At 66.1% G+C, this 21876-nt stretch carries 22 protein-coding genes; 3 read left to right on the top strand and 19 right to left on the bottom strand.

Features of this window, described 5'->3' with window-relative positions; genetic code table 11:
• Nucleotides 1-93 precede the first annotated feature (93 nt).
• Nucleotides 94-801, top strand: coding sequence for a FadR/GntR family transcriptional regulator (locus AC3WMU_RS13260; protein ID WP_006227088.1), 708 nt, complete (start codon nucleotides 94-96; stop codon nucleotides 799-801).
• A 38-nt stretch (nucleotides 802-839) separates the two neighbouring features.
• Here AC3WMU_RS13260 and otnK read toward each other — a convergent pair whose 3' ends face one another.
• From otnK to AC3WMU_RS13225, 7 genes are all read right to left on the bottom strand, one after another.
• Nucleotides 840-2093: a 3-oxo-tetronate kinase gene (gene otnK / locus AC3WMU_RS13255; protein WP_492282464.1), complete on the bottom strand. Its 1254-nt coding sequence runs from the start codon at nucleotides 2091-2093 to the stop codon at nucleotides 840-842.
• Complete coding sequence (gene ltnD, locus AC3WMU_RS13250) at nucleotides 2090-2998, bottom strand: L-threonate dehydrogenase (protein ID WP_315139905.1); 909 nt, start codon at nucleotides 2996-2998, stop codon at nucleotides 2090-2092. Before ltnD ends, otnK begins: the two co-directional genes overlap by 4 nt.
• 45 nt (nucleotides 2999-3043) lie before the next feature.
• Nucleotides 3044-4018 (bottom strand): D-erythronate dehydrogenase, encoded by a 975-nt coding sequence (gene denD / locus AC3WMU_RS13245; protein ID WP_280029171.1) that lies wholly within the window; start codon nucleotides 4016-4018, stop codon nucleotides 3044-3046.
• 10 nt (nucleotides 4019-4028) lie between these two features.
• Entirely contained in the window at nucleotides 4029-4814 is a 786-nt protein-coding gene (gene otnI / locus AC3WMU_RS13240; protein ID WP_492282463.1) for a 2-oxo-tetronate isomerase, read from the bottom strand.
• Nucleotides 4815-4854: 40 nt separating this feature from the next.
• The gene (locus AC3WMU_RS13235; RefSeq protein ID WP_085946977.1) at nucleotides 4855-6174 is read right to left on the bottom strand and encodes an MFS transporter; all 1320 of its coding nucleotides are present in this window, start codon (nucleotides 6172-6174) and stop codon (nucleotides 4855-4857) included.
• 87 nt (nucleotides 6175-6261) lie between these two features.
• Complete coding sequence (gene otnC, locus AC3WMU_RS13230; protein WP_006227082.1) at nucleotides 6262-6900, bottom strand: 3-oxo-tetronate 4-phosphate decarboxylase; 639 nt, start codon at nucleotides 6898-6900, stop codon at nucleotides 6262-6264.
• Nucleotides 6901-7083: 183 nt separating this feature from the next.
• On the bottom strand, nucleotides 7084-7776 hold the full coding sequence (locus tag AC3WMU_RS13225) for a DJ-1/PfpI family protein (RefSeq protein WP_492282462.1): 693 nt from the start codon (nucleotides 7774-7776) through the stop codon (nucleotides 7084-7086).
• Between the two features lie 130 nt (nucleotides 7777-7906).
• Here AC3WMU_RS13225 and AC3WMU_RS13220 point away from each other — a divergent pair, with 130 nt between their 5' ends.
• A complete protein-coding gene (locus AC3WMU_RS13220; RefSeq protein ID WP_492282461.1) occupies nucleotides 7907-8881 on the top strand; it encodes a GlxA family transcriptional regulator in 975 nt (324 codons plus the stop codon).
• 77 nt (nucleotides 8882-8958) lie between these two features.
• On the opposite strand, the gene AC3WMU_RS13215 is transcribed toward AC3WMU_RS13220, so the two are convergent.
• The 3 genes from AC3WMU_RS13215 to AC3WMU_RS13205 all read right to left on the bottom strand — a co-directional run bounded on the left by AC3WMU_RS13215 (nucleotide 8959) and on the right by AC3WMU_RS13205 (nucleotide 11343).
• Nucleotides 8959-9408 carry a hypothetical protein gene (locus AC3WMU_RS13215; protein ID WP_492282460.1) on the bottom strand — a complete coding sequence of 150 codons (450 nt, stop codon included), beginning with the start codon at nucleotides 9406-9408 and terminating at the stop codon, nucleotides 8959-8961.
• 79 nt (nucleotides 9409-9487) lie between these two features.
• Nucleotides 9488-10198: an alpha/beta fold hydrolase gene (locus AC3WMU_RS13210; protein WP_492282459.1), complete on the bottom strand. Its 711-nt coding sequence runs from the start codon at nucleotides 10196-10198 to the stop codon at nucleotides 9488-9490.
• Nucleotides 10198-11343, bottom strand: a complete 1146-nt coding sequence (locus AC3WMU_RS13205; protein ID WP_492282458.1) for a cupin domain-containing protein — start codon at nucleotides 11341-11343, stop codon at nucleotides 10198-10200. The genes AC3WMU_RS13210 and AC3WMU_RS13205 overlap by 1 nt, the downstream gene beginning before the upstream one ends.
• Before the next feature lie 113 nt (nucleotides 11344-11456).
• Here AC3WMU_RS13205 and AC3WMU_RS13200 point away from each other — a divergent pair, with 113 nt between their 5' ends.
• Nucleotides 11457-12479: a LacI family DNA-binding transcriptional regulator gene (locus AC3WMU_RS13200; protein ID WP_492282457.1), complete on the top strand. Its 1023-nt coding sequence runs from the start codon at nucleotides 11457-11459 to the stop codon at nucleotides 12477-12479.
• A 15-nt stretch (nucleotides 12480-12494) separates the two neighbouring features.
• Here the strand turns inward: AC3WMU_RS13200 and AC3WMU_RS13195 are convergent, their stop codons facing one another.
• From AC3WMU_RS13195 to hisD, 9 genes are all read right to left on the bottom strand, one after another.
• Nucleotides 12495-13550, bottom strand: a complete 1056-nt coding sequence (locus AC3WMU_RS13195; RefSeq protein WP_492282456.1) for an ABC transporter ATP-binding protein — start codon at nucleotides 13548-13550, stop codon at nucleotides 12495-12497.
• 8 nt (nucleotides 13551-13558) lie between these two features.
• On the bottom strand, nucleotides 13559-14413 hold the full coding sequence (locus AC3WMU_RS13190) for a carbohydrate ABC transporter permease (protein WP_006227074.1): 855 nt from the start codon (nucleotides 14411-14413) through the stop codon (nucleotides 13559-13561).
• Nucleotides 14413-15288: a carbohydrate ABC transporter permease gene (locus AC3WMU_RS13185; protein ID WP_006227073.1), complete on the bottom strand. Its 876-nt coding sequence runs from the start codon at nucleotides 15286-15288 to the stop codon at nucleotides 14413-14415. Before AC3WMU_RS13185 ends, AC3WMU_RS13190 begins: the two co-directional genes overlap by 1 nt.
• A complete protein-coding gene (locus AC3WMU_RS13180) occupies nucleotides 15285-16631 on the bottom strand; it encodes an ABC transporter substrate-binding protein (RefSeq protein WP_492282455.1) in 1347 nt (448 codons plus the stop codon). Before AC3WMU_RS13180 ends, AC3WMU_RS13185 begins: the two co-directional genes overlap by 4 nt.
• Nucleotides 16632-16799: 168 nt before the next feature.
• Nucleotides 16800-17585 carry an HpcH/HpaI aldolase family protein gene (locus tag AC3WMU_RS13175; RefSeq protein ID WP_006227071.1) on the bottom strand — a complete coding sequence of 262 codons (786 nt, stop codon included), beginning with the start codon at nucleotides 17583-17585 and terminating at the stop codon, nucleotides 16800-16802.
• Nucleotides 17586-17617: 32 nt separating this feature from the next.
• Entirely contained in the window at nucleotides 17618-18604 is a 987-nt protein-coding gene (locus AC3WMU_RS13170; RefSeq protein ID WP_280029155.1) for a Bug family tripartite tricarboxylate transporter substrate binding protein, read from the bottom strand.
• Nucleotides 18605-18657: 53 nt separating this feature from the next.
• Nucleotides 18658-19695: a LacI family DNA-binding transcriptional regulator gene (locus AC3WMU_RS13165; RefSeq protein WP_492282454.1), complete on the bottom strand. Its 1038-nt coding sequence runs from the start codon at nucleotides 19693-19695 to the stop codon at nucleotides 18658-18660.
• Complete coding sequence (locus tag AC3WMU_RS13160) at nucleotides 19692-20459, bottom strand: SDR family NAD(P)-dependent oxidoreductase (RefSeq protein ID WP_006227068.1); 768 nt, start codon at nucleotides 20457-20459, stop codon at nucleotides 19692-19694. The genes AC3WMU_RS13165 and AC3WMU_RS13160 overlap by 4 nt, the downstream gene beginning before the upstream one ends.
• The gene (hisD, locus tag AC3WMU_RS13155) at nucleotides 20456-21775 is read right to left on the bottom strand and encodes a histidinol dehydrogenase (RefSeq protein WP_006227067.1); all 1320 of its coding nucleotides are present in this window, start codon (nucleotides 21773-21775) and stop codon (nucleotides 20456-20458) included. The genes AC3WMU_RS13160 and hisD overlap by 4 nt, the downstream gene beginning before the upstream one ends.
• Between the last annotated feature and the right edge of the window lie 101 nt (nucleotides 21776-21876).

Genomic DNA, 21876 nt, shown 5'->3' with positions numbered 1-21876 from the left:
GACAGGCCCTGCCCCAGGCAACCGGTTATCATTGGCGCCGGACTCAGCCGCAGGCCTTCAGACCGGCCTGCCGCCTCCTCTCAGTCATCATCCATGGCGTTTCCAAGACTTCCTTCCCCTCCCACGCTGACCGACACCGTCGCCAAGCGCCTGCTCGCCGAAATCGACGAGGGGCGCGTGCTGCCCGGTGAAAAGCTGCCCACCGAAGCCATGCTGGCCGAACAGTTCGGCGTCAGCCGCACCGTCATCCGCGAAGCGGTGTCGCGCCTGCGGCAAGACGGCATCGTGGAAGCACGGCAAGGCAGCGGCGTCTTCGTCACCGGACTGACGGGCAACCGGGCGCTGCGCATCGACGCCACCGAGCTGAGCTCGCTGGACGCCGTGCTGCACATCGTGGATTTGCGTCGCGCGCTGGAGACTGAAATCGCGGCTCAGGCCGCGGCGGTGCGCAAGAAGCGCGACATGACGGATATCGACCGCGCGCTGGCCGCGATCTCGCAAGCGGTCGCCGATGGCGGCGACGGCGTGAAAGAAGACGTGGCGTTTCACCGCAGTATCGCGCGCGCCACCGGCAACCCGTACTTCCTCACCACCCTGGCTTTCGTCAGCCAGTTCCTGGAAGCCGCCACGCGCGTGACGCGCGGCAACGAGGCCCGCCATGCCAACCTGATGCGCGACGTGATGCAGGAGCACATCGCCATCGTCGAAGCCATCCGCAGCCAGGACGTGGAAGGCGCCCGCGAGGCGGCACGCATCCACATGGTGAATGCGGCCAAGCGGCTGAGCCAGGCGCATCGCTAAGCGCGTCGCCTGTTTCGCCCGCCCCGCCAGCTCGGAAACTACCCGAACGCCTTGATGAAGAAGTCCGGCGTGCCGAAGTTTCCCGACTTCAGCGCGATGCTGACGTCGTCTTCTGCCACCGGCGTGTAACCCGCGCACCAGGGAACGCCGGGATCGATCTGTTCGCCGATGGCGATCTGTTCCAGCCCCAGCGCCTGCACCACCGCGCCCGAGGTCTCACCGCCCGCCACGATCAGTTGCCGCACGCCACGTTCGACGAGGCCGACCGCGATGCGCGCGATGGCGTCTTCGATCATGGCGCCCGCCTGCGCCGCGCCCAATGCGCCCTGCGCCTGCTTGACCTGATCCGGTTGCGCGGTGGAATAGACCAGCACCGGGCCATTCTGCATGTGGGGCTCTGCCCAGGCCAGCACTTGCGCGACCACGTCCTCGCCCGCCGCGATCCGCATGGGATCCAGCGCATAGGCCGGGCGGCCGCTTTCGATGAAGGCGGCCACCTGCCCATTCGTGGCGGTGGAGCAGCTTCCCGCCACCACCGCTTGCAGACCGGCGGCGCGGGTCTGCCCGGCGGCGCTGGCCGGCGTCAGGCCCCAGTTGCCCGGCAGGCCGATCGCCACGCCGGAACCCGCCGTGACCAGCGGCATGCCGCGTAGCGCCGGCCCCAGGGCCAGCAGATCGTTATTGGACACCGCGTCCACGATGGCGATCTCGATGCCTTCCGCCTGCAAGGCCTGGATGCGCGCACGGATCGCCTCGCTGCCCGCCGCCACCACGCTGTAGTCGATCAAGCCGACCTTGCGCGACGTCTGCGCCGACAGCACACGGACCAGGTTCGGATCCGTCATCGGCGTCAGCGGATGATGCTGCATGCCCGATTCGTTCAGCAGCACGTCGCCCGCAAACAGATAGCCCTTGAAGACCGTGCGCTTGTTGTCGGGAAACGCCGGCGTGGCGATGGTGAAGGCCGTGCCCAGTTGGGTCATCAACGCATCGGTCACGGGGCCGATGTTGCCCTGCGGCGTGCTGTCAAAGGTGGAGCAGTATTTGAAGTAGATCTGCTCGGCGCCCTGCTGCTGCAGCCATTGCAGCGCGGCCAGCGACTGCGCCACGGCTTGCCCCGCCGGCAGCGTGCGCGTCTTCAGCGCCACGACCACGGCGTCCGCGTCATCGCGCAACGGCGCGCCGGGAATGCCGATGGTCTGCACCGTGCGCATGCCGGCGCGCACCAGGTTGTTGGCCAGGTCGGTCGCACCCGTGAAATCGTCGGCGATACAGCCCAGTTTGATGCTCATTTCGCCTCCGGCAGAGTAATGCCCGGGAAGATCTTGATCACGGCGCTATCGTCCTCGCGCCCATGTCCGGCGGTGGACGCCTGCATGAACATCTGGTGCGCGGTCGATGCCAGCGGCAACGGGAACTTGGTGTGCCGGGCGGTATCCAGCACCAGCCCCAGGTCCTTGACGAAGATGTCCACGGCGGACAGCGGCGTGTAGTCGCCCGCCAGCACATGCGCCATGCGGTTCTCGAACATCCAGCTGTTGCCCGCACTGTGCGTGATGACCTCGTACAAGGCGTCCGCGTCCACGCCTTCGCGCAGGCCCAGCGCCATCGCCTCGGCGGCGGCCGCGATGTGCACGCCAGCCAGCAACTGGTTGATGATCTTGACCTTGCTGCCCGCACCGGCGCTGTCGCCCAAGCGATAGACCTTGCCGGCCATCGATTCCAGCACCGCGCCGCAGGCCTCGTAGGCGGCGGCGCGACCGGCGGTCATCATCGTCATCTGGCCGGCAGCGGCCTTGGCCGCGCCACCGGAGATGGGCGCGTCCAGGTACAACACGCCCTGCTCGGCCAGCCGCGCTTCCAGCGCGATGGACCAGCTGGGATCAACGGTAGAGCACATCACGAACACGGCGCCAGCGCGCAAGGCGGCGGCGATGCCGCCTTCGCCATACAGCACGGCTTCGGTCTGCTGGGCATTGACGACCACGCTGATCACGATGTCGCACGCGGCGGCCATGTCGGCCAGTGTGGCGCAGGCCACGCCGCCCTGCGCGGCAAAGGCCGCGGCGGCGTCGGCGCGAATGTCGTAGACGTGCACGTCATGGCCGGCGCGGCGCAGGCTTTGTGCGATGCCCGCGCCCATGGCGCCCAGGCCGATGACGCCGACGCGGCGTGAAGAAGGTTGCGTAAGAGTCATGTCTTTCGTCGTCCTGGGAAATCCAAGAAGGCCGCCGTCCGCCGCTTAGCGCGGCAGGTCGTCGGCCTGGTAGGCGCGGATGATGTCCGCGAAACTGTTGTCGCCTTTCAAGCCCAGGCGAGTCGCGCGCGTGGTGTCCCAGCGGCCGGGCCAGCTGCCTACGATGCGTTCGACGCGTTCATCGGCTTGCCACGTGATGCGGTCGGCGACCTCATCGCCCGCCACCTCGCGCAGCGCCTGCGCCATGTCCGCCACCGTGACGGACACGCCCGGCAGATTGATCGGCGCGCGGTCGGCCACGGCGTCCGCCTGCAATTCACAACCGGCGATCAGCGCCTGGATCGCGCCGCGGGGCGACAGCAGCCACAAGCGCGTGTCGGCGCCGACCGGGCAGACCGCCGCTTCGCCATTCAGGGGTTCGCGGATGATGCCGCTGGCGAACGAGGACGCAGCGGCATTGGGACGGCCGGGGCGCACGCTGATGGTGGGCAGGCGCAGCACGCGGCCGTCGACGAAGCCGCGGCGCGTGTAGTCCGCCAGCAGCAGTTCGGCGATGGCTTTCTGCGTGCCGTAGGAAGACTGCGGATTCAGGGCCGTATCGTCGCGCACGGTCTCGGGCAAGGCACCGCCGTAGACGGCCACCGAGCTGGTGAAGATCACGCGCGGCTTGTGTCCCAGCGCGCGGCACGTTTCAAGCAGGGCGCGGGAGGCGTCCAGGTTGATGCGCATGCCCAGATCGAAATCCGCTTCTGCCTGGCCGCTGACGATGGCCGCCAGATGGAAAATGGCGCGCGTATCCGTGCCGATGGCCTGGCGCAGCACCGCCGGGTCGGCGATGTCGCCCACCTGCGAATTCACGCGCGGATCGGTCAGCGCGTCGGATTTCACGACGTCCAGCAAGTCGATCCGCGTGATGGGTTGCGGGCCGCTGCCATCCAGCGTCAGCGTGCCTTGCTCCAGCAGTTTGCGGGCCAGCCGCTGGCCCAGGAATCCGGCGCCGCCGGTGATCAGGATCTTCATGATGGGATGCTCAATGGTTGGCAAGATAGGGTTGGGCCCAGCCCAGCCCGGCGGACGTGCCGGCCTTGGGGCGGTATTCGCAGCCGATCCAGCCGGTGTAGCCCAGCGCGTCGATCCGCTCGAACAGGTAGGGATAGTTCAATTCGCCCAAGTCGGGCTCGTGCCGGTCGGGCACGCCGGCGATCTGAATGTGGCCGATGCCCGCCATATCGCGCTGCAGCTTCACGGCGATGTCACCTTCGACGATCTGGCAGTGATAGCAGTCGAACTGCACTTTCAGGTTGGGTGCGCCGACCTCGGCGCAGATGGCTTGCGCGTCGTCTTGGCGGTTCAGAAAGAATCCGGGGATATCACGGGTGTTGATCGGCTCGATCACGACGGTGATGCCGGCCGTTGCCGCGGCGCGGGCCGCGAACGCCAGGTTCTTCAGATAGATGTCGCGGTGCGCCGCGCGGTCCTCGCCCGGCCGGATCAGGCCGGCCATCACATGCAGGCTGCGATTGCCCAACTGGGCGGCGTACTCCAGCGCCTGCTCCACCCCGCGCTGGAACTCGCTTTCCCGCCCGGGCAAGGAAGCGATGCCGCGTTCGCCCGCGCCCCAGTCTCCCGGCGGCGCGTTGAACAAGGCCTGCGTCAAGCCGTTGTCCGCCAGGCGGGCCTTCAAGTCTGCGGCGGCGAATTCATAGGGAAACAGGAACTCGACGCCGGTAAACCCGTCTTGGGCAGCCGCCTGGAAGCGATCCAGGAAGGCATGCTCGGCGTACATCATGGTCAGGTTGGCGGCTAGGCGTGGCATGGCGAATCCTTGGGGTCAAAAGGTAAATAGCGTGGCGGCATCAGCGGTTGACGAGCTTGGCCGGCGTAAACCAGACCGCGATGGCGCCGATGACCAGCACGGCGGCCAGCACGTACATGCCGGATGCGGTCGAGCTGGTCAGGTCTTTCAGGTAGCCGATCATGTACGGGCTGGCGAAACCCGCCAGGTTGCCGACCGAGTTGACGATGGCGATGCCTGCGGCCGCCGCGGTGCCGGACAGGAAGGCCGTCGGCAGCGACCAGAACAGCGGTGCGCACGTCAGCACACCGGCCGCGGCCATCGACAGGCAGATCAACGACACCACGGTATTGTCGGCAAAGGACGCCGCCGCGGTGAACCCGATGGCGCCCGCCAGCGCCGGCACGATCAGGTGCCAACGGCGTTCACGGCGGCGGTCGGCCGAGTGGCCCAGCAGGTTCATCACGACGATGGCGCAGAGGAAGGGGATGGCGCTCAGCAGCCCGATATTGAAGGCGCCCGTGACACCGGTGGACTTGATCAGCGTCGGCATCCAGAACGTCAAACCGTATTGGCCTGCGACGAAGGCGAAGTAGATCAGGCACATCCACCACACGCGCTTGTCGGCGAACACGGCACGCAGCGAGTGCTTTTGCGTGCCCGTCTGCTTCTGGTCCTGTTCGATCTCGCGGGTCAGCAACTGCTTTTCCTCGGCCGTCAGCCACTTGGCGCTGGAGATGCCGTTGTCCAGGTACATGACGGTGACCACGCCGATCACCAGCGCGGGGATGGCTTCGATCAGGAACATCCACTGCCAGCCCTGCAGGCCATGCGTGCCGTGGAAGGCTTCCATGATCCAGCCGGACAAGGGGTTGCCGAAAATGCCGGCCACCGGAATGGCGGACATGAACAGCGCGATGATCTTGGCGCGGCGGTGAGCCGGATACCAGTAGGTCAGGTACAGGATCACACCGGGGTAGAAACCCGCTTCGGCCAGGCCCAACAGGAAGCGCAGGATGTAGAAACCGGTGGGCGTCTCGACGAACATGAACATGCCGGACAGGATGCCCCACGTGATCATGATGCGCGCGATCCAGATCCGCGCGCCCAGCCGGTGCATCAGCAGGTTGCTAGGCACTTCGAACAGGAAGTAGCCGATGAAGAACACGCCGGCGCCCAGGCCGAACACGGTTTCGCTGAAGCCCAGGTCTTGCGACATCTGCAGCTTGGCGAAGCCGACGTTGACGCGGTCCAGGTACGCGATCACATAGCAAAGCATCAAGAACGGCACCAGGCGCCAGAACACCTTGGCGTAAGCGCGGGCGGTCTCGCGGGATTCAGGCTGCGTCGCCTGAGCGGGCGCGGTCGACGCCAATTCCATCGGGGGCATGACAAGTCTCCAGGAGGGTGCGCCACCGCGATACGCGCAACACGCGTCCGGGCGGCTTTGTGCGAATGGGGGATCTATCTAGTAACGCGCCCCGAAGGTCGCGCGCAGTTCTTCAATGGCGTCGGCGGCCAGCGGCGCGGGCCGGGGGTCGCTCATCAGCCACAGGCGGGCCGTTTCTTCCAGTTCTTCCAGCGCATAGGACGCGTGCGCGACCGAGCGTTCCCATACCACCGGGCCCAGCCGCTCGAACAGCGCACCGCGCACCTGCCCCGCCACCGCGGCAACCTCGGCGGCGGCTTGCGGGTCGCCGGGCCGGCGATAGCCGATCAGCGGAATGCGGCCGACCTTCATGACCTGATAGGGAGTGATGGGCGGCAGCACTTCATCAGGCCGCCAGACGCCGGCCAGCGTCAGCGCGACCAGATGCGTGGAATGCGTGTGGATGATGCCGCGCGACTCGGGACTGGCGCGGTAGATGCCCTGGTGCAGCACCAGGGTCTTGGAAGGCTTGGCGCCCGAAACCCATTGGCCGTCCAGATCGACCTTGGCCAGTTCGGCGGGATCCAGCCGGCCCAGGCAGGCGTCGGTGGGAGTGATCAGCCAGCCGTCGTCCAGCCGGGCGCTGATGTTGCCGGCGGCGCCCACGGTGTAGCCGCGGTTGTAGAGGCTGGCGCCGACGACGCAGATTTCTTCGCGAACGCGGGATTCTTCAGTCATGGAACGCCCCTGGCACGCAGGGGCGGAACCGCGGGCGAGCCCGCGGGGAAGTCGACTTCACAACCAGCATGATGACGTGTCTCTTGAATAGAAGTTATCGGGTCATCATACAAATTATGGCTTTTGAACAGATACCGGGTAAACCCGTATCTGATGAAAAAATCCGCTGCCTTGCTGCGCTGGCTACCGTGCCGCCGGCGCGAAACCGCGTCGCCGCGCGGCTGCGTCCGCCAGGTGTTCCGGCATGACGGTGGCGGTCAGCGCGCGCGCCTGGGCCAGCGTGGCCCCATTCGCCAATTCCGGGCGGCCGCAGCCGTTGGGCGGCTCGGGCGCGTATTCCAGCACCAGTTCGATCAGGCGCGCGGTCTCGGCGCCGGCCCATTGCGCAACCATCACCAAGCCGAAATCGATGCCGGCCGTGATGCCGCCGCCGCTGGCGCGGTTGCGGTCGATGACCACGCGCCCGGCATCGGCCACAGCGCCGAACTTTTCCAGGTAGGGGCGCGCGCTCCAGTGCGACGCGGACCGGTAGCCTTGCAACAAGCCCGCCGCCCCCAGCAACATCGAGCCCGAGCAGACGCTGGTGACCCATTTGGCGCCGGCGCCCACACCTGCAATCGCGTCCAGCAGCGCGTCGTCCTGCATGGCCTCGAAAACGGGCAGGCCGCCGCCCGGCACCAGCAGCACGTCGGGCGCCTTGGCCACGTCACTGAAGTCATGCGTGGCGCGCACGGCCAGGCCGGAATCCGTCATCACGTCGCCTTTGGCGGCCGCCACGAATTCGAATTCCACCTCGGGCATCATCGACCATACGGTCACGGGGCCCACCATGTCCTGCAAGGTGAATCCGGGGAACATGAAACACACTACCTTCATCGCTGCACCTATTGATTGTTCATGCGTTATCGCCCTTTGTTTATAGTGTTGGCCGGCCCCGCCGGCCATCGTTGCCAGCCGCCCGATCCCGCCAATCGCCACGCAATTTCCGCCACCCCGCCAATCCGCCATGCCGCCCTCCCGCTCCCACCGCCGCACCGTCGCCGTCGCCATCCATGAAGGGGCAGCAGCCCTGGACCTGGCCGGGCCGATGGACGTGTTTTCAGCGGCCAACAGCCTGCTGGGAGAAGCCGGCGGCTACCGGACCTTGCTGGTCGGCCAATCCACCGCGCCGACGCGCCTGTCCAACGGCACGCGCGTGCTGGCCGATTTGTCGTATGCAGATGCGGTCCAGGCGTATGACGTGGTGTTGGCCGCGGGCGGGCCCGCGCCATCGGAAGACCCCCTGCAAGCGGAATGGCTGCGCGCGGTAGCACCGCTGGCTGGCGTGCACGGCTCCATTTGCACGGGCGCCTTCGCCTTGGGACGCGCGGGGCTGCTGGACGGGCACACCGTCACCACGCATTGGGAATACGCGGCTGAACTGGCGGCGCGCCATCCCGCCGCGCGCGTCGAACCCGACCGCATCTATGTGCGCAGCGGCGCCCTCATCACCTCGGCCGGGGTGACGTCAGGCATGGACCTGGCGCTGGCGCTGGTGGCGGGCGACCATGGCGCGGACCTGGCCTTGCAGATCGCCCGGCGTCTCGTGGTGCTGGCGCAGCGGCAAGGTGGGCAATCGCAGTTCAGCCCCTATCTCGTCGCGCCGCTGGCCGATGGCTCGCCGATTGCGCGCGCGCAGGCCTTCGTGATGGACAACATCGGCCATGCATTCACCGTGCAGGCGCTGGCGGACGCCGCCGGCATCAGCGCCCGCAGCTTTGCGCGCCACTTCCGGCAACACGCGGGGATGACGCCGCACGACTTCATCGAACAGGCGCGTATCGACGCGGCGCGCCGCGCGCTGGAGAGCACGCGGCTGCCGCTGAAGTCCGTGGCCTACGATTGCGGTTTCGGTAACGCGGACAACATGCGCCGCGTCTTCGTCAAGCGCCTGCAGGTGACGCCCGCGGATTACCGCAAGCGCTTCCTGCGGGACGCCTAGGCGTCACTCCAGCACGCGCCCCTTCGTTTCGGGCAGCAACAGCGCCGTCACGATCACCATCGCCCCGCGCTAACCGCCTACAGCGAATAGCGGTAGTTGCAGTGCAGCGTGGCCTTGAGCGGGAGGTCTGTCTGCACCCCGCCCGCCGAACGAGGGCGGGGCCCGGCCAGCTTAGCCCGGAAGCTGCCCGCGATATCGCCGTTGGCCTGCTTGGCCACCGCCACGCTGGACGGCAACGCATAGAGCGTCAGCGCGCCCCCCGGCGATGGGGCGAGCAGCGTGAACACCGATTGCGGAAAATCCTCTACCACGAGACTGTTGGCGTGCGTGTCAGAGTTGAAGTTCAGGTTCGCGTCGAAATAGCTCAACGTGATGTTCAGTTCTTCAGATGACGGCGAGGGGATCACCCCTTTCAGCGCGACCTTGCCGCTTTCCGAAGCGCAGGACAGTTCGGCCGGGGCGGACCCAGCCTGGGCGGCGCCCGCGAAAAGCATGCAGGACAGGAACCACGCGGCGCGTAGAGTCATGGGCGTTTCCTTGCGGGAGGTCGTGAACGAAGAGAGCGGCAAGTGTAGGCGGAAAGCGGGACGGACCGCCAGACGTCCTTCACAGTCCGGCCGCCCATTGCCGCACTGCGGCGGCCAGCGCGGCGGGCGCCTCCAGCGGCACGAAATGCCCGACCTGCGGCAGGCGGACCCAGCGGGCGTCCGGCATGCGGTCCGCCATTTCCTGCTGGCGGTCGGCGGGGTTGAGCAGGTCGGCCTCGCCACTGACGATCAGGGTCGGCACGCGCACGTCAGCCAGGCGCGGCAGGCTGTCGGCCCGCAGCACGGCGATGTCGGCCTGACGGCCGAACGTGTCGGCCCCCACTCGCCGTACCATGGCAAGAATGCATGACATCAGCGCATCGTCATCAAGTCGGCCGGGCGCGACGTAGCTTGGCCACAGCACCCGGCGGACATAGGCGGCCACGCCTTCCCGCTTGGCGTCCACCGCCGCCTGCCGGCGAGCCTGGGCATTGGCCGGCGCGTCTGCGCGGGCATTGGTGGCGATAAGCGCCAGCCCCGCCACGCGTTCGGGCGCCTGCGCCATCATTTCCAGCGCCAGGAATCCGCCTAGCGAAAACCCCGCCACGGCGAAGCGGCCGGGCAGGTCCGGCAACAGGTCGCGGACAGCTTCCTGCGCGGACCGGTAACGGGAATACGCCAAGATCCGCGCATGCGCCGCAAGCGCCGGCGCGGCGTGCAGCATGGGTTGCCACAAGGCGTCATCACACAGTGTGCCGCCAATCAGCACCAGGGGGAGCGGAGAGCCCATCAGGCTCTCAATTCGCCGACGCCGATCGCACTGTCCGGCAGCAGGTGACGCGGCGCGATGTAGCCATCGGGGTCCAGCGCGCAGTTCTGCCGGGCAGCCTCTTCGATCACCTCGTCAGGCCATTCGATGCGCTTGCGCTGGTCTCCCGCGCACAGCACCGCGACGACAACGGGCGATTCGCCGGCCGAGACCTCCCGCCAGACGCCGGCCGGCACGGAATACACGGCCTGCTCTTCGAGCCGCACGCGAACTTCCTGCCCGGGCGCATTGAGCACCAGGTCCATGGCCCCCTCCATGACCATCAGCACCTGCTTTTCCCGCAACCGGAAACGGCGCGTCGTCTGCCTGGGCGCCAGGCGCATCCAATCCAGCGAAAAACCATGCGGATTGCCGATGGGTGCCCGCAGCCCGCGCTCTTCACTCATGCCGTAGCCGATCACGGGTGCGAGCTCGCAGCCGCCGCCTGCGGCATTGCCGAGCCAGCCGCTGGCCGACCAGTCGCGCGCGGCGGCGGCAAGATGGCGCTGACGCATCTGATCGGGTGTGTAGCGCGGAAGCATTTCCATCTCTTGCTCCGTAAGCGGACGGATCAGTTCCGCCGCCGGAGGCAGACCCGGCGCGCCTTCCAGCAAGGTGTTATCACGCCCCAGGAACAGGCCGTGCGCGGCGGCTGCCGTCAGGATGTCCGGATGCCAGATGATGCCGCCGGTGTCATCCCCGCCCAGGGCGGTAAATATCCAACCCGTGTCCTGTCCGATATTGGAAAAACCCCGGAAGATCCAGGTCGGGATGCTCAGCACGTCGCCCGGGCCGCCCTCGATTTCGCCGGCGCCCGGGCCCGAGCCCCAGCGGAATTTCCAGCGGCCTGAATAGATCACGAAGACTTCCGCGCTGAAATGCAGATGCAGGTTGTTCGTGACGCCGGCGGGCATCGCCGCCGCACCGACGCTGAAGCCATGCGGCTCGGTCAGGTTCACGACCTGGTCTTCGGATTGCGTCACGCCTGCGCCGATCATGGAGTAGTTCTCCTTCAAATCGGAGCCAGGCAGCTTGCAGTCGATGAAGGCAAGCTTGCACGCCACCATGGCTTCGCGCGGAATCGCCCGCGCCATCGCCGCCTCGCGGTCAAGGACAATCTCAGTCATTGCTGTGCTTTCCCAAAAAAAAGCGCCTGCTGGCGCCAGGTTGGATTGAGTTGTGAAGTCAACGCATTCGAATGCAAAATAGGGCCGACCCTATCCATCGTCCTGCCTGCCTCATGCCGCCTGTTGCCAAAAACCGCCGCCCGCGCGCCACCTCCTACGACGTCGCCACGGCTGCGGGCGTTGCGCAGTCCACCGTTTCGCGCTGCTTTCAGCCCGGCAGCAACATCTCGGACGAAACGCGGGAAATCGTGCTGGCCACGGCGGCGCGCCTGGGCTACGCGCCCAACGCGCTGGCCCGCTCGCTCATCACCCGCCGATCCCACGCCGTGGGCGTACTGATCACGCGGTACACCTTGCGCAGCGCGCCGGCTCTGCTCTACACGTTGGGCGACGCCCTCGCGCGCGCGGGCCAGCACATGATCCTGCTGGCCGTCGACGACGACGCGTCGGTCAAGCCCGTGCTCCACGGGCTGGTGGGGTATCCCCTGGACGGCCTGATTGCATGCGCCACCATGGACGACGACGATGTGCGGCGCTTCACGGACCAGGGCGTCGCGGTGTTGTTCTTCAACCGGCAACCTGGGGGCATCGTCGTTGATGGGGTCTCCACCGATCACGCCGCTGGCGCGCAGGCGCTCGCGCAGGGCATGCTGGCTGCCGGCCGAAAGCATTTCCTGTGCCTGGGCGGTCCGCGGGAAGCGCCCGTGGGCCGCGAACGGATCGAAGGCTTCCAGAAAGCGCTGCGCGCGGCCGGTCTTCCCGCGTGCCAAGTGCTTGATGGCGGTTTCTCGTACGATCAGGCGCACGAGGTATTCCTGCAGGCCGTGGACAGGGGCGCCAATCCCGACGCGGTGTTCTGCGCCAATGATCAGATGGCGATGGCCGTCATCGACGCCTGCCGCCATCGGCTGGGCTGGGACATTCCCAAGCGCCTGATGGTCGCCGGCTTTGACGATGTCCCCGAAGGCGCGCGCGCCCCGTATGCGCTGACCACCGTGCGCCAGCCCATCGATGAGATGGCGCGCCGAGCCATGGAAATGCTGCAGGCGCGCCGCCTGCAACCCGGGGGACGCCCCCGCCAGGAGAGGCTGCCCGGTGAAGTGGTCTTGCGGGGATCGGCCTCGTGGCCGGCCTGACCAGAACGCCATGGCTCAATCCACCAGCCGCGCTTGGGTCGCGGCATCGAACAGATGGCAGTGTTCGCGCGGCAGGCTCAGGCCGATGCGCTCTCCGATGCCGTAGCGCAGATGGCGGTCTCCGCGCACGCAAAGCCGAGCAGCACCCACGTCCAGCGTCACCAGCACCGCGTCGCCGGTCAGTTCGAACATGTACACGACACCGTCCAGATCGCCCTCGCCGGCCGGCGTCAGTGTCACGTCTTCAGGGCGGATGCCCAGCACCAGCTCGGTGTTGTCAGGCCCTGCCAGGCCGCTCAGGCGCTGCCCCTCGACGCTCAGCCCGCCGTCGGCCATGCGGGCGGGCAACAGGTTCATCGGCGGCGATCCGACAAAGCCCGCCACGAACAGGTTGGCCGGACGGTTGTAGACCTCGGCGGGGGTGCCAACCTGCTGGATCAGCCCGCCTCGCATGACCACGACCCTGTCAGCCAGCGTCATCGCCTCGATCTGGTCGTGCGTCACATAGATCGTCGTAATGCGTAGTTCGCATTGCAGGCGGCGGATCTCGGCGCGCATCGAAACGCGCAACTTCGCATCCAGATTGGACAAGGGTTCATCCATCAGGAACACCTGGGGCCGCCGCACAATGGCGCGCGCCAGCGCCACGCGTTGGCGCTGCCCCCCGGACAAGTCACGCGGTCGACGGTCGAGCAAATGCCCCAACTCGACCTTGTCGGCGACCTCGCGCGCACGCAGGGCCCGCTCGGCACGGCCCATGCCACGCACCTTGAGCGGATAGGCGATGTTCTCGCCCACCGTCAAATGCGGGTAGAGCCCATAGTTCTGAAAAACCATGGCCACATCGCGATCCTTGGGCAAGGCGTCGGTCACGTCCCGCCCGCCGATCCAGATTTCACCCGCACTGGGTTCCTCCAGCCCGGCCACCATGCGCATCGTGGTTGTCTTGCCGCAACCCGAAGGGCCCAGGAAGACCACGAATTCGCCGTCGGCAATGTCCAGGGACTGCCGCGCGACTCCCACCACGCCGCCCCAGCGCTTTTCCACATCAATCAGTTTTACGGAAGCCATGTTTATCCTCAGCGAATCGCGCCTGCGACCAGGCCTTTTACGAAGTAGCGCTGCACGAAGCGCGAAATGAGCAGCATCGGCGCAATGATGAACAAGCCCATGCTGGCCATGATGTCCCAGGCGTCGCCCTGTTCGGTGCGTGCGCTCATCAGCGCAACCGGCAACGTCACCGCGTGGTCGCGTGTCAGCACGAGCGCGTAGAAAAACTCGTTCCACGAGACGACGAACGAAAAAATGGCGGCGGTGGCGATGCCCGGCAAGGCCACCGGCACCACGACATCCCACAGAGCACGCAACCGCGAGGCGCCGTCGATCTGAGCGGCTTCTTCCATATCCGGCGGCAAGGCGTCGAAGAAGGCCTTGATCATCCAGGTTGCGTACGGGACGACAAACGACAGGTTCGCCACCATCAGCGCCCAGGGTGTATCCAGCAGGCCCAGGTTGCGGAACACGACAAACAGCGGGATGACGATGATGACCGGAGGAAGGAACTGCGTGGCCAGCAATAAAAGCGGCCCCAGTTGTCCGCCCGGAAACCGGAACCGTGAGAACGCGTAAGCCGCCAGCGTCGACAGGGGAATGGCCATGAGCAGCGTGCCCGCCGTCACGAACAGGCTGTTCGCCAGACGCTCGCCCAGCAGATAGGGAGAACCGAAAGCGGCGACGAAGTTATCCAGCGTGGGTCGGAAAGCCAGCGCAAGGCTGTATACGTCCAGCCGGGGCTTGAAGGCGGTGGCCACGATCCAGACGACCGGCGCGAACCAGACGCCAGCGATCAACCATATGGCCAGCCGGCGCAGGACGCCGCGGCGGCGAGAGGGGCGCGCGGCGGCGCGGGCAGGAAGCGTTGCGGTTTGCGTCATCACGATGGGCGCCCCATGGCAAAACGAGAATAGATCAACGCCAGCGCCATCATTACGACAGCCAGCAACCAGGCCATCGCCGAGGCGTAGCCGATGTCGTAGAAGCGGAAGGCGGTGCTGTAGACCATATGCGGCAAGGTGTCGGTGGCGGTGCCGGGACCGCCCGCCGTCATCGTCACGACCTGGTCCAGCATCTTCAGCGAGAAAATCGTCTTGAGCAGGATGGCGATGGTGAGCACGGGCTTGAGTTGCGGCAGCACGATTTCGAAGAAGATCCTTCCGCGCCCTGCCCCATCCACTTGCGCCGCATCCAGCGTGTCCTGCGGCAACGCGGCCAACGCGCCAATGAACGTCAGCATGAAGTACGGCGCCCAGTGCCAGACGTCCACGACGATCAGCGCCGCCATCGCCAATACCGGATCGGCCAGGACCGGCGCGCCGCTCCAGCCAGGCACCAATGTCTTGAGCAGTGCATCGACCACGCCGAACTCCGGGTTCAGCATGAACCGCCATGAGATGCCGACCAACGCGGGCGACATGGCAAACGGAATCACCAGCAGCGTCCGGGCGTTGACCTGCAAGCGGCCGTCGCCCGCCAGCAGCATGGCCAGGCCCAACGCGATCACCATGGTCAACACCACGGAAGGCACGGTGAACACCAGCGTCACCCAGGCGCTGCCCAGGAACTCCGGGTCATGCAGAATCAGATCGACATAGTTGAGCAGGCCCACATAGCCTTGCGGCGTGGGTGAACGGCCCAGGTTCCAGTCGTGCAGCGAATAGAACAACGATTGGCATAACGGATACAGCAGCGTGGCGGCGCACACCACGAGTGCCGGGGCCAGCAGCGCGTACTTCAGATAACGGTCTTTCATGATCGGCTTTCCTGTCCACGCCCACGGCCGCCCGTGCGGCGGGCGATGCGGGCGACCTGGGCCGCGGCGTCATCCAGCGCGGGCCTGACAGGTTTTCCGCTGGACACAATCTCCGAAATGGCGCTTTCCAACGCCGTGGCGATTTGCGGCCACGCGGCCAATTGCGGCACCGTTCGAGCTTGCTGCAAACTCGCCAGGGCAGCGCGGTGCAGGCCGTGATTGGCTGCGTTGACGGCTTCGTCCAGATAGGTGGCCGTGTGCGTCGCGACGATGTCCGCGCTTTGCGGATCGCTCTTATCGCAGACGATGGCTTTTTCCAGGACAGGGTTGGACACCCATTTCATGAACTCCCACGCGGCCTCCTGGTGGCGCGACTGGCGTGAGATACCGAAGGGCATCACGATCGCGACGGTCGGCGACTGCGCCTGCCCCACGCGCAGCATCGGCGCAAATCCCACCTGTTCGGGCTTCAGGCGGGAACGATCACCCGTCAACACGGAATACGTCCACCACCAGACCATCATCGTCGCCGCATTGCCTTGGGCCATGGCGTTGACCATGTCGTATTCGTTGAATTGGCTGGAGCCCGGGTTGGCCACCTTATGCTTGAGCAGCACATCCACGTAGGCTTGTGTCGCCGCCACGCCTGCCGCGTTATTAAAGAGCGGCTTGCCTTCGGCATCCAGCACGTCGGAGCCATGCCCCCAAAGACAGTTGAACCACAGCCACAGGTTCTGAAACCCGCTGCCTTTGACATAGTCCATGGCCACGCCCGGAACACCTGTCTGCTTCTGCACGGCCGCGGCGGACGTCAACATGTCGTCCCAGGTCGCGGGCGGTGAAATGCCGGCCTGCTCGTACAGGTCCTTGCGGTAGAACAGCAACTGGGGATGCGCGCGGACCGGCAAGCCATAGGTCGCGCCGCTGAACTGGCAAGCCTTGCGGTACACGTCCGGATAGCGGGTCATATCGACGCCATCGGCGCGCACCTGCGCATCGATGGGGCTGAGGTAATTGGCCAGAGATGCCAGCCAGCTGTCCTGGTAGGCAACCAGGTCATAAGCCGAACTGCCTCCCACGGCTTCGGTCGTAAGCTTTTCCAGCAATTGGCCATAAGGCACGTACTGGTAGGCCACCTTGATGCCCGAGGCCGCCTCGAATTCCGGCAAGCGCTTTTCCTGTGCGCGGAACTGCGACGAGGGCGGCAGCATGATCGCCAGCCTGGTTCCGGCGTACGGTTTACCTGCCTTCAGGCCGAGCGCGTCGGCAGCGTAACTTCGGAAGGGCAGCGCGCCCAGTCCCGCGCATGCTCCTGCGCCCTGCAGAAATAGCCTTCTTTTCATTGTCGTCTCCTCTGGCGGCTACCTCGGCGCACCGGGCCCGCTCTTTACGCATTCGAATGCATAAAATGATGTTAACGAACATCCCCGCTTGCCGGAGACGCCCGGACAGGGCTTGCGCCCTGGGGATTTCCCTAGCCGGCGCTGCCCGTCCGGCCCTTCCTCACCCCGTCAATACCGCAGTTGCGCATCACGTCCGGCGCAAGCCGCCTGCGCCAGCGCGCGGGTAATGATGCTGGTCGACACGTTGGCGAAATAGCGGGCGCCGAATGCGCCGTACTTTTCCTCGTCAGCGGGCGTCAGCGCAATGATGCCCGGGCACTTCCCCGCGGAGGCGATGGCTTTGAGCCCCTGCTCGATGGCGTGTTGCACAGGCGCAGCCGTCCAATCGCTGCCATGTCCCATCGCGTGCGCCAGGTCATTCGGACCGATGAATACGGCATCCACGCCGTCCACCGCAGCGATTTCCGCGGCAACGGCGATCGCTTCCGGCGTTTCAATCATCGCGATGAACGCGATCCCGTCATTGCTGCGCTGCGTATGGCCGGCGCCGCCAAACGCGCCATAGCCCGCCGCGCGCGTGCTGAAGGCGCTACCCCTGCGCCCCAAGGGTGGATAGCGGACCAGGGACACTAGCCGCCGCGCCTGCTCGACGCTTTCCACCATGGGCACCTGCACCGCACCGGCCCCCATGTCGAGGATGCGTGGCAGATCGTGTTCAAAGCAACGCACCACCGAGGCGATGCCCGCTGCCCGGGCCGCGCGCAGCATGTGCTCGGTCACCCCCAGGTCGGCGCTGCCGTGTTCGTTGTCGAGAATGATGAAGTCAAATCCGGCGTAGGCGCACATCTCGACGATGGCCGGGCTGGGCAGGCCGTTGAACAGTCCTCGCAACGGCTTGCCGCTGCGCAGCATGTCCGGCAGACGGCCGTCCAGAGGAAAACGGGATTCGGTCATGCAAGTCTCCTGGCAAAGTTCATTAGCAGCGATCAATCGGCCTGGATGCCGGCATCCTTGATCACCTTGCCCCATTTATCGATTTCGCTGCGCTGGAATTGCGCGAACGGTTCAGCGCCGCGGCCATCCGGCGCGACGCCCAACATCAGCAGCTTGGCCCGCACGTCCGGGCTGTTGACGATGGCGGCGATCTCGCGTCCCAGACGGTCTACCACCGGCGCGGGCGTGCCGGCCGGCGCGAAAATGCCCTGCCAGGACTGCATTTCAAATCCCGGCAAACCCAGTTGCGCCAGCGGCTTGACCCCGGGCAAATCCGCCAGCGGCGCCGCCGAGGTCACGCCCAGCACTTTGACGCGCTTGGAATCGATCATCGGACGCGCCGCCGCCACGGTTTCGAACACCATGTCGATTTGACCGCCGATCAGGTCCACCATGGATTGCGAGCCGCCCTTGTAAACGATCTGCCGCAGTCGCGTTCCCGAGATGGACTGGAAAAGCTGGCCCGAAAGATGCTGCGACGTACCCGCCCCGGCGGTGCCGTAAGTCAGGCCATCGGGCTGCGCACGCGCCGCGTCGATGACTTGCTGCACCGTATTGAAGGGGCTGTCGGCCCGCACGACCAGCGCATTGCTGACCATTCCCACCAGTGCCACGGGCGTGAAATCCTTGACGGGGTCATAGCCCAGCGATTTGATGAAGAACGGATTGACGGCATGCGTGGTGATGGTGCCGCCCACCAGCGTGTAGCCGTCCGGCTCCGCACGAGCCACCAGTTGCGTGCCGACGATCCCGGACACCCCCGGCTTGTTCTCGACGATCACCGATTGTCCCAATCGGGCACTCAGTTGCTCGGCCATCAGGCGCGCCACGCCGTCCGATACGCCACCCGGCGAAAACGGCACCACATAGCGAATGGTCTTCGCCGGCCAGGCCGGCGCGCCAGCCTGGGCGTGGGCCAGGGAAGCCGTCAACCCCACCGCCGCAACGGCGGTCAGGGTACGTACAAAAATGCTGCGCATGCGTTTGTCTCCTGCGAACTGCGAATAGTCATGAGCGCGGTCTGCGCGCGCTTTCAAGGTGTTGCTGCAAATTCATTTCCAGGGCCTGCCCGGACCGTGGCGCGTTCAACCAGGCTGCACGGCACGACGATGTCGCGCGGGCGGAGTTCCGCCTGCATCTGCTCGCGCAGCAGCCCCACCGTCGCTTCCACCATCGGTTCGACCTGCTGACGGATCGTCGTGAGCCGGTACGCGCCCCACGAAGCCTGCGGCACGTCGTCAAAGCCCACCACCGCCACGTCCTGCGGGACGCGCAGGCCAAGCTCCTGGCGCAGCACGTCCAGCGCCGCAATCGCCATGTGGTCATTGCCGGCGAACAACGCGTCCGGCGCATCGTCGGCGAACATGCGGCGAACGGCGGCCTGCGCCCGATCGAAATCGTAGTGGCCCGCTTCACGGCGATGCACGGCATGGCCCAATTGGTGCAGCCCATCACGGTAGCCCCGCTCCCGTTCGATGCTGGTCGAAGAGTCTTCCAGGCCCGCCAGAAAGCCGAACCGCCGGTACCCGCGCGCAACCAGCAACCGCGCCGCCGTCTGGCCGCCCGCATAGTTGTCGGAAGTCACCGAGCTGCTGGCATGCCGCGCCAGTCCGCCCAGGATGGACACCCGGTTGAACTGCACCACCGGCACGCCGACTTCCGCGCAGCTTCGCGCCACGTTGGAAGACAGCATGGCGGAAGCCATGACGATTCCGTCTACTTGGTACTGAAGGATTTCCGCCAGCACGCCGTCGGCTGCCTCATCGACTTCCGCGATGAACATCAGCACGTGATAGCCCTCTTTCTGCAGCTTTTGCGACAGCTTTTCGATCACCAGGGGGTAGAACTGGTTCTCCAGATAGCTCATCACCAGCGCCACGATGCGGCTGCGCCGCGTGATCAGGCTGCGGGCGAGCGCGTTAGGCCGGTATCCCAGCTTTTGTGCGGCCGCAAGCACCTTGCGGCGCGTCTCTTCCGAGACGCTGGCGCCAGGGGTGAACGTCCGGCTGACGGCGGACTGCGAGACTTCCGCCAGATCCGCTACGTCCTGGGCGCGAGGCGCAGTCTTCATGCTGCCGTCCACCCCGCGTCCAGCATCAGCGCGCTGCCGGTCATCAAACTGGATGCCTCGCTGGCAAGGAACACGATAGCGCCCATCACTTCCTCCAACTGGCCCACCCGGCCCAGCGCGTTGCGCGCGCACACCCAGTCGCGAAACCCGGGCTGCTCCAGCATCCCGGCCGTCATGGGGGTTTCGATGAAGGTCGGGCACACGGTATTCACGCGGATTCCCGCCGCCCCCAACTCCCATGCCAGCGCGCGGGTCATACCTTCAAGCGCATGCTTGCTCGCGCAGTACAAGGTACGCCGGGGGCTGCCGACATGCCCCATCTGCGACGACACATTGATGATCGAACCGGGCATGCCCTCCTGCAACAGCCTGCGCGCCACGGCGCGGCTGGTATAGAACGCCGCCTTCACGTTCAGATCGAGCACGCTGTCGATATCTTCATCGGACTGCTCCACCAAGGGCTTGGGACGATTCATCCCCGCGTTGTTCACCAGGATGTCGAACGGCCCGTCTGCCGCGATCGCCCGGTCGACGGCAGCGGAATCCGTCACGTCCAGCACCAGCGGCGCACAGCCAATCGCCTCGGCGCGCAGCGCTTCGCAGACCTGCGCCAACTCGCGTTCGCGCCGCGCCGCCACCGTCACATGCGCGCCGGCGCGCCCCAGCCCGGCAGCCGCAGCCAGGCCGATGCCGCCGCTGCCGCCCGTCACCAGGGCCCGGCGTCCGTCCAGGCGGAAGTCCGGTCCTTTTGGCAGCGCAATCATGCCTGCGCCTCAACCGGCTGGTACCAGGGCAGGTCGGGCCGGTTGCCGTAGCGGCGCACGCGGATGTTGGCCTGCTCGCCATGCCCGGAGAAATTCTCCATGTGGCAAAGCCGCGAGCAATATTCGCCCATCGTGGCGCTGGCCGCATCGGTCAGCACACGCTGATAGGTGCAGGTCTTCAGGAATTTGCCTACCCATAGCCCGCCCGTGTAGCGCGCGTTCCGGTTGGTCGGCAACGTGTGATTGGTGCCGATCACCTTGTCGCCGAAACTGACATTGGTGCGTGGACCCAGGAAGAGGGCCCCATAGTTGGTCATGTTGCGAAGGAAGTAATCCGGGTCGCGCGTCATGACCTGCACGTGCTCGAAAGCCAGGTCGTCCGCTACCTGCAGCATCTCTTCGATGGTGTCGCAGACAATGACCTCACCGCACTCGGCCCAGGCCTGGGATGCGATGCCGCGGGTGGGCAGGATGGCCAATTGGCGCTCGACTTCGGCCAGCGTGTTGCGCGCCAATGCTTCGCTGTTGGTAAGCAGCACGGCGGGCGACGTGGGGCCGTGTTCCGCCTGGCCCAGCAGGTCGACGGCGCACAGCTCGCCATCCACGCTATCGTCGGCGATCACCAAGGTCTCGGTGGGACCGGCAAAGAGATCGATGCCGACCCGGCCATACAGCTGCCGCTTGGCCTCGGCCACGAACATGTTGCCCGGGCCAACCAGCATGTCGACCGGCGCCACGCTGGGCGTTCCGACCGCCATCGCGACGACGGCCTGCACACCGCCCAGCACGAGGATTTCGTCGGCTCCAGCCATGTCCATGGCCGTCACGATGGCCGGGTGCGGCTTGCCTTGATAAGGCGGGGCCGTGGACACAATGCGCTTCACACCCGCTACCTTGGCCGTCAACACGCTCATGTGCGCGGAAGCCAGCAGGGGATATTTGCCACCGGGGATATAGCAGCCAACGGCATTCATTGGCACGTGCTTGTGGCCGAGCACCACGCCCGGATAGGTCTCGACTTCCACGTCCCGCATCGAGTCCCGCTGGATCTGGGCAAAATTGCGGACCTGGGCCTGGGCGAACGTGATGTCCTCGATCTCGCGCGCCGACAATTGCTTGCGAGCCGCTTCGATTTCCGCGCGCGACAGTCGGAAGTCGGCCGGGTCCCAGTTGTCGAATTTTCGGCTGTAGTCTCGTACGGCGTCGTCGCCCCGGGTCTCGATATCGCGGATGATGTCTTCGACGGTCGCGCGTACCTTGGCGTCGTCGTCGGTTTTTACGGCGGCGGTCCGGCCGCGCTTCAGATAACGGATCATGGTCTCCTGGCCCTGCATACGTTGGGTTCAAAACAAAGTGAGCCCACTTTCGAAGCCTTGCATACGTATGCAAATAGGGAGAAACCCGCAGTCCGGGCGCA

It is taken from the genome of Achromobacter sp. FW305-C-13 (assembly GCF_058783475.1).
Note: the sequence above shows the minus strand (reverse complement) of the source record. Positions and strands in the feature narration are given on the sequence as shown.

Coding starts and splice junctions, on each gene's coding strand:
- AC3WMU_RS13260 (WP_006227088.1), top strand. CDS start 94: ATGGCGTTTCCAAGACTTCCTTCCCCTCCCACGCTGACCGACACCGTC.
- otnK (WP_492282464.1), bottom strand. CDS start 2,093: ATGAGCATCAAACTGGGCTGTATCGCCGACGATTTCACGGGTGCGACC.
- ltnD (WP_315139905.1), bottom strand. CDS start 2,998: ATGACTCTTACGCAACCTTCTTCACGCCGCGTCGGCGTCATCGGCCTG.
- denD (WP_280029171.1), bottom strand. CDS start 4,018: ATGAAGATCCTGATCACCGGCGGCGCCGGATTCCTGGGCCAGCGGCTG.
- otnI (WP_492282463.1), bottom strand. CDS start 4,814: ATGCCACGCCTAGCCGCCAACCTGACCATGATGTACGCCGAGCATGCC.
- AC3WMU_RS13235 (WP_085946977.1), bottom strand. CDS start 6,174: ATGGAATTGGCGTCGACCGCGCCCGCTCAGGCGACGCAGCCTGAATCC.
- otnC (WP_006227082.1), bottom strand. CDS start 6,900: ATGACTGAAGAATCCCGCGTTCGCGAAGAAATCTGCGTCGTCGGCGCC.
- AC3WMU_RS13225 (WP_492282462.1), bottom strand. CDS start 7,776: ATGAAGGTAGTGTGTTTCATGTTCCCCGGATTCACCTTGCAGGACATG.
- AC3WMU_RS13220 (WP_492282461.1), top strand. CDS start 7,907: ATGCCGCCCTCCCGCTCCCACCGCCGCACCGTCGCCGTCGCCATCCAT.
- AC3WMU_RS13215 (WP_492282460.1), bottom strand. CDS start 9,408: ATGACTCTACGCGCCGCGTGGTTCCTGTCCTGCATGCTTTTCGCGGGC.
- AC3WMU_RS13210 (WP_492282459.1), bottom strand. CDS start 10,198: ATGGGCTCTCCGCTCCCCCTGGTGCTGATTGGCGGCACACTGTGTGAT.
- AC3WMU_RS13205 (WP_492282458.1), bottom strand. CDS start 11,343: ATGACTGAGATTGTCCTTGACCGCGAGGCGGCGATGGCGCGGGCGATT.
- AC3WMU_RS13200 (WP_492282457.1), top strand. CDS start 11,457: ATGCCGCCTGTTGCCAAAAACCGCCGCCCGCGCGCCACCTCCTACGAC.
- AC3WMU_RS13195 (WP_492282456.1), bottom strand. CDS start 13,550: ATGGCTTCCGTAAAACTGATTGATGTGGAAAAGCGCTGGGGCGGCGTG.
- AC3WMU_RS13190 (WP_006227074.1), bottom strand. CDS start 14,413: ATGACGCAAACCGCAACGCTTCCTGCCCGCGCCGCCGCGCGCCCCTCT.
- AC3WMU_RS13185 (WP_006227073.1), bottom strand. CDS start 15,288: ATGAAAGACCGTTATCTGAAGTACGCGCTGCTGGCCCCGGCACTCGTG.
- AC3WMU_RS13180 (WP_492282455.1), bottom strand. CDS start 16,631: ATGAAAAGAAGGCTATTTCTGCAGGGCGCAGGAGCATGCGCGGGACTG.
- AC3WMU_RS13175 (WP_006227071.1), bottom strand. CDS start 17,585: ATGACCGAATCCCGTTTTCCTCTGGACGGCCGTCTGCCGGACATGCTG.
- AC3WMU_RS13170 (WP_280029155.1), bottom strand. CDS start 18,604: ATGCGCAGCATTTTTGTACGTACCCTGACCGCCGTTGCGGCGGTGGGG.
- AC3WMU_RS13165 (WP_492282454.1), bottom strand. CDS start 19,695: ATGAAGACTGCGCCTCGCGCCCAGGACGTAGCGGATCTGGCGGAAGTC.
- AC3WMU_RS13160 (WP_006227068.1), bottom strand. CDS start 20,459: ATGATTGCGCTGCCAAAAGGACCGGACTTCCGCCTGGACGGACGCCGG.
- hisD (WP_006227067.1), bottom strand. CDS start 21,775: ATGATCCGTTATCTGAAGCGCGGCCGGACCGCCGCCGTAAAAACCGAC.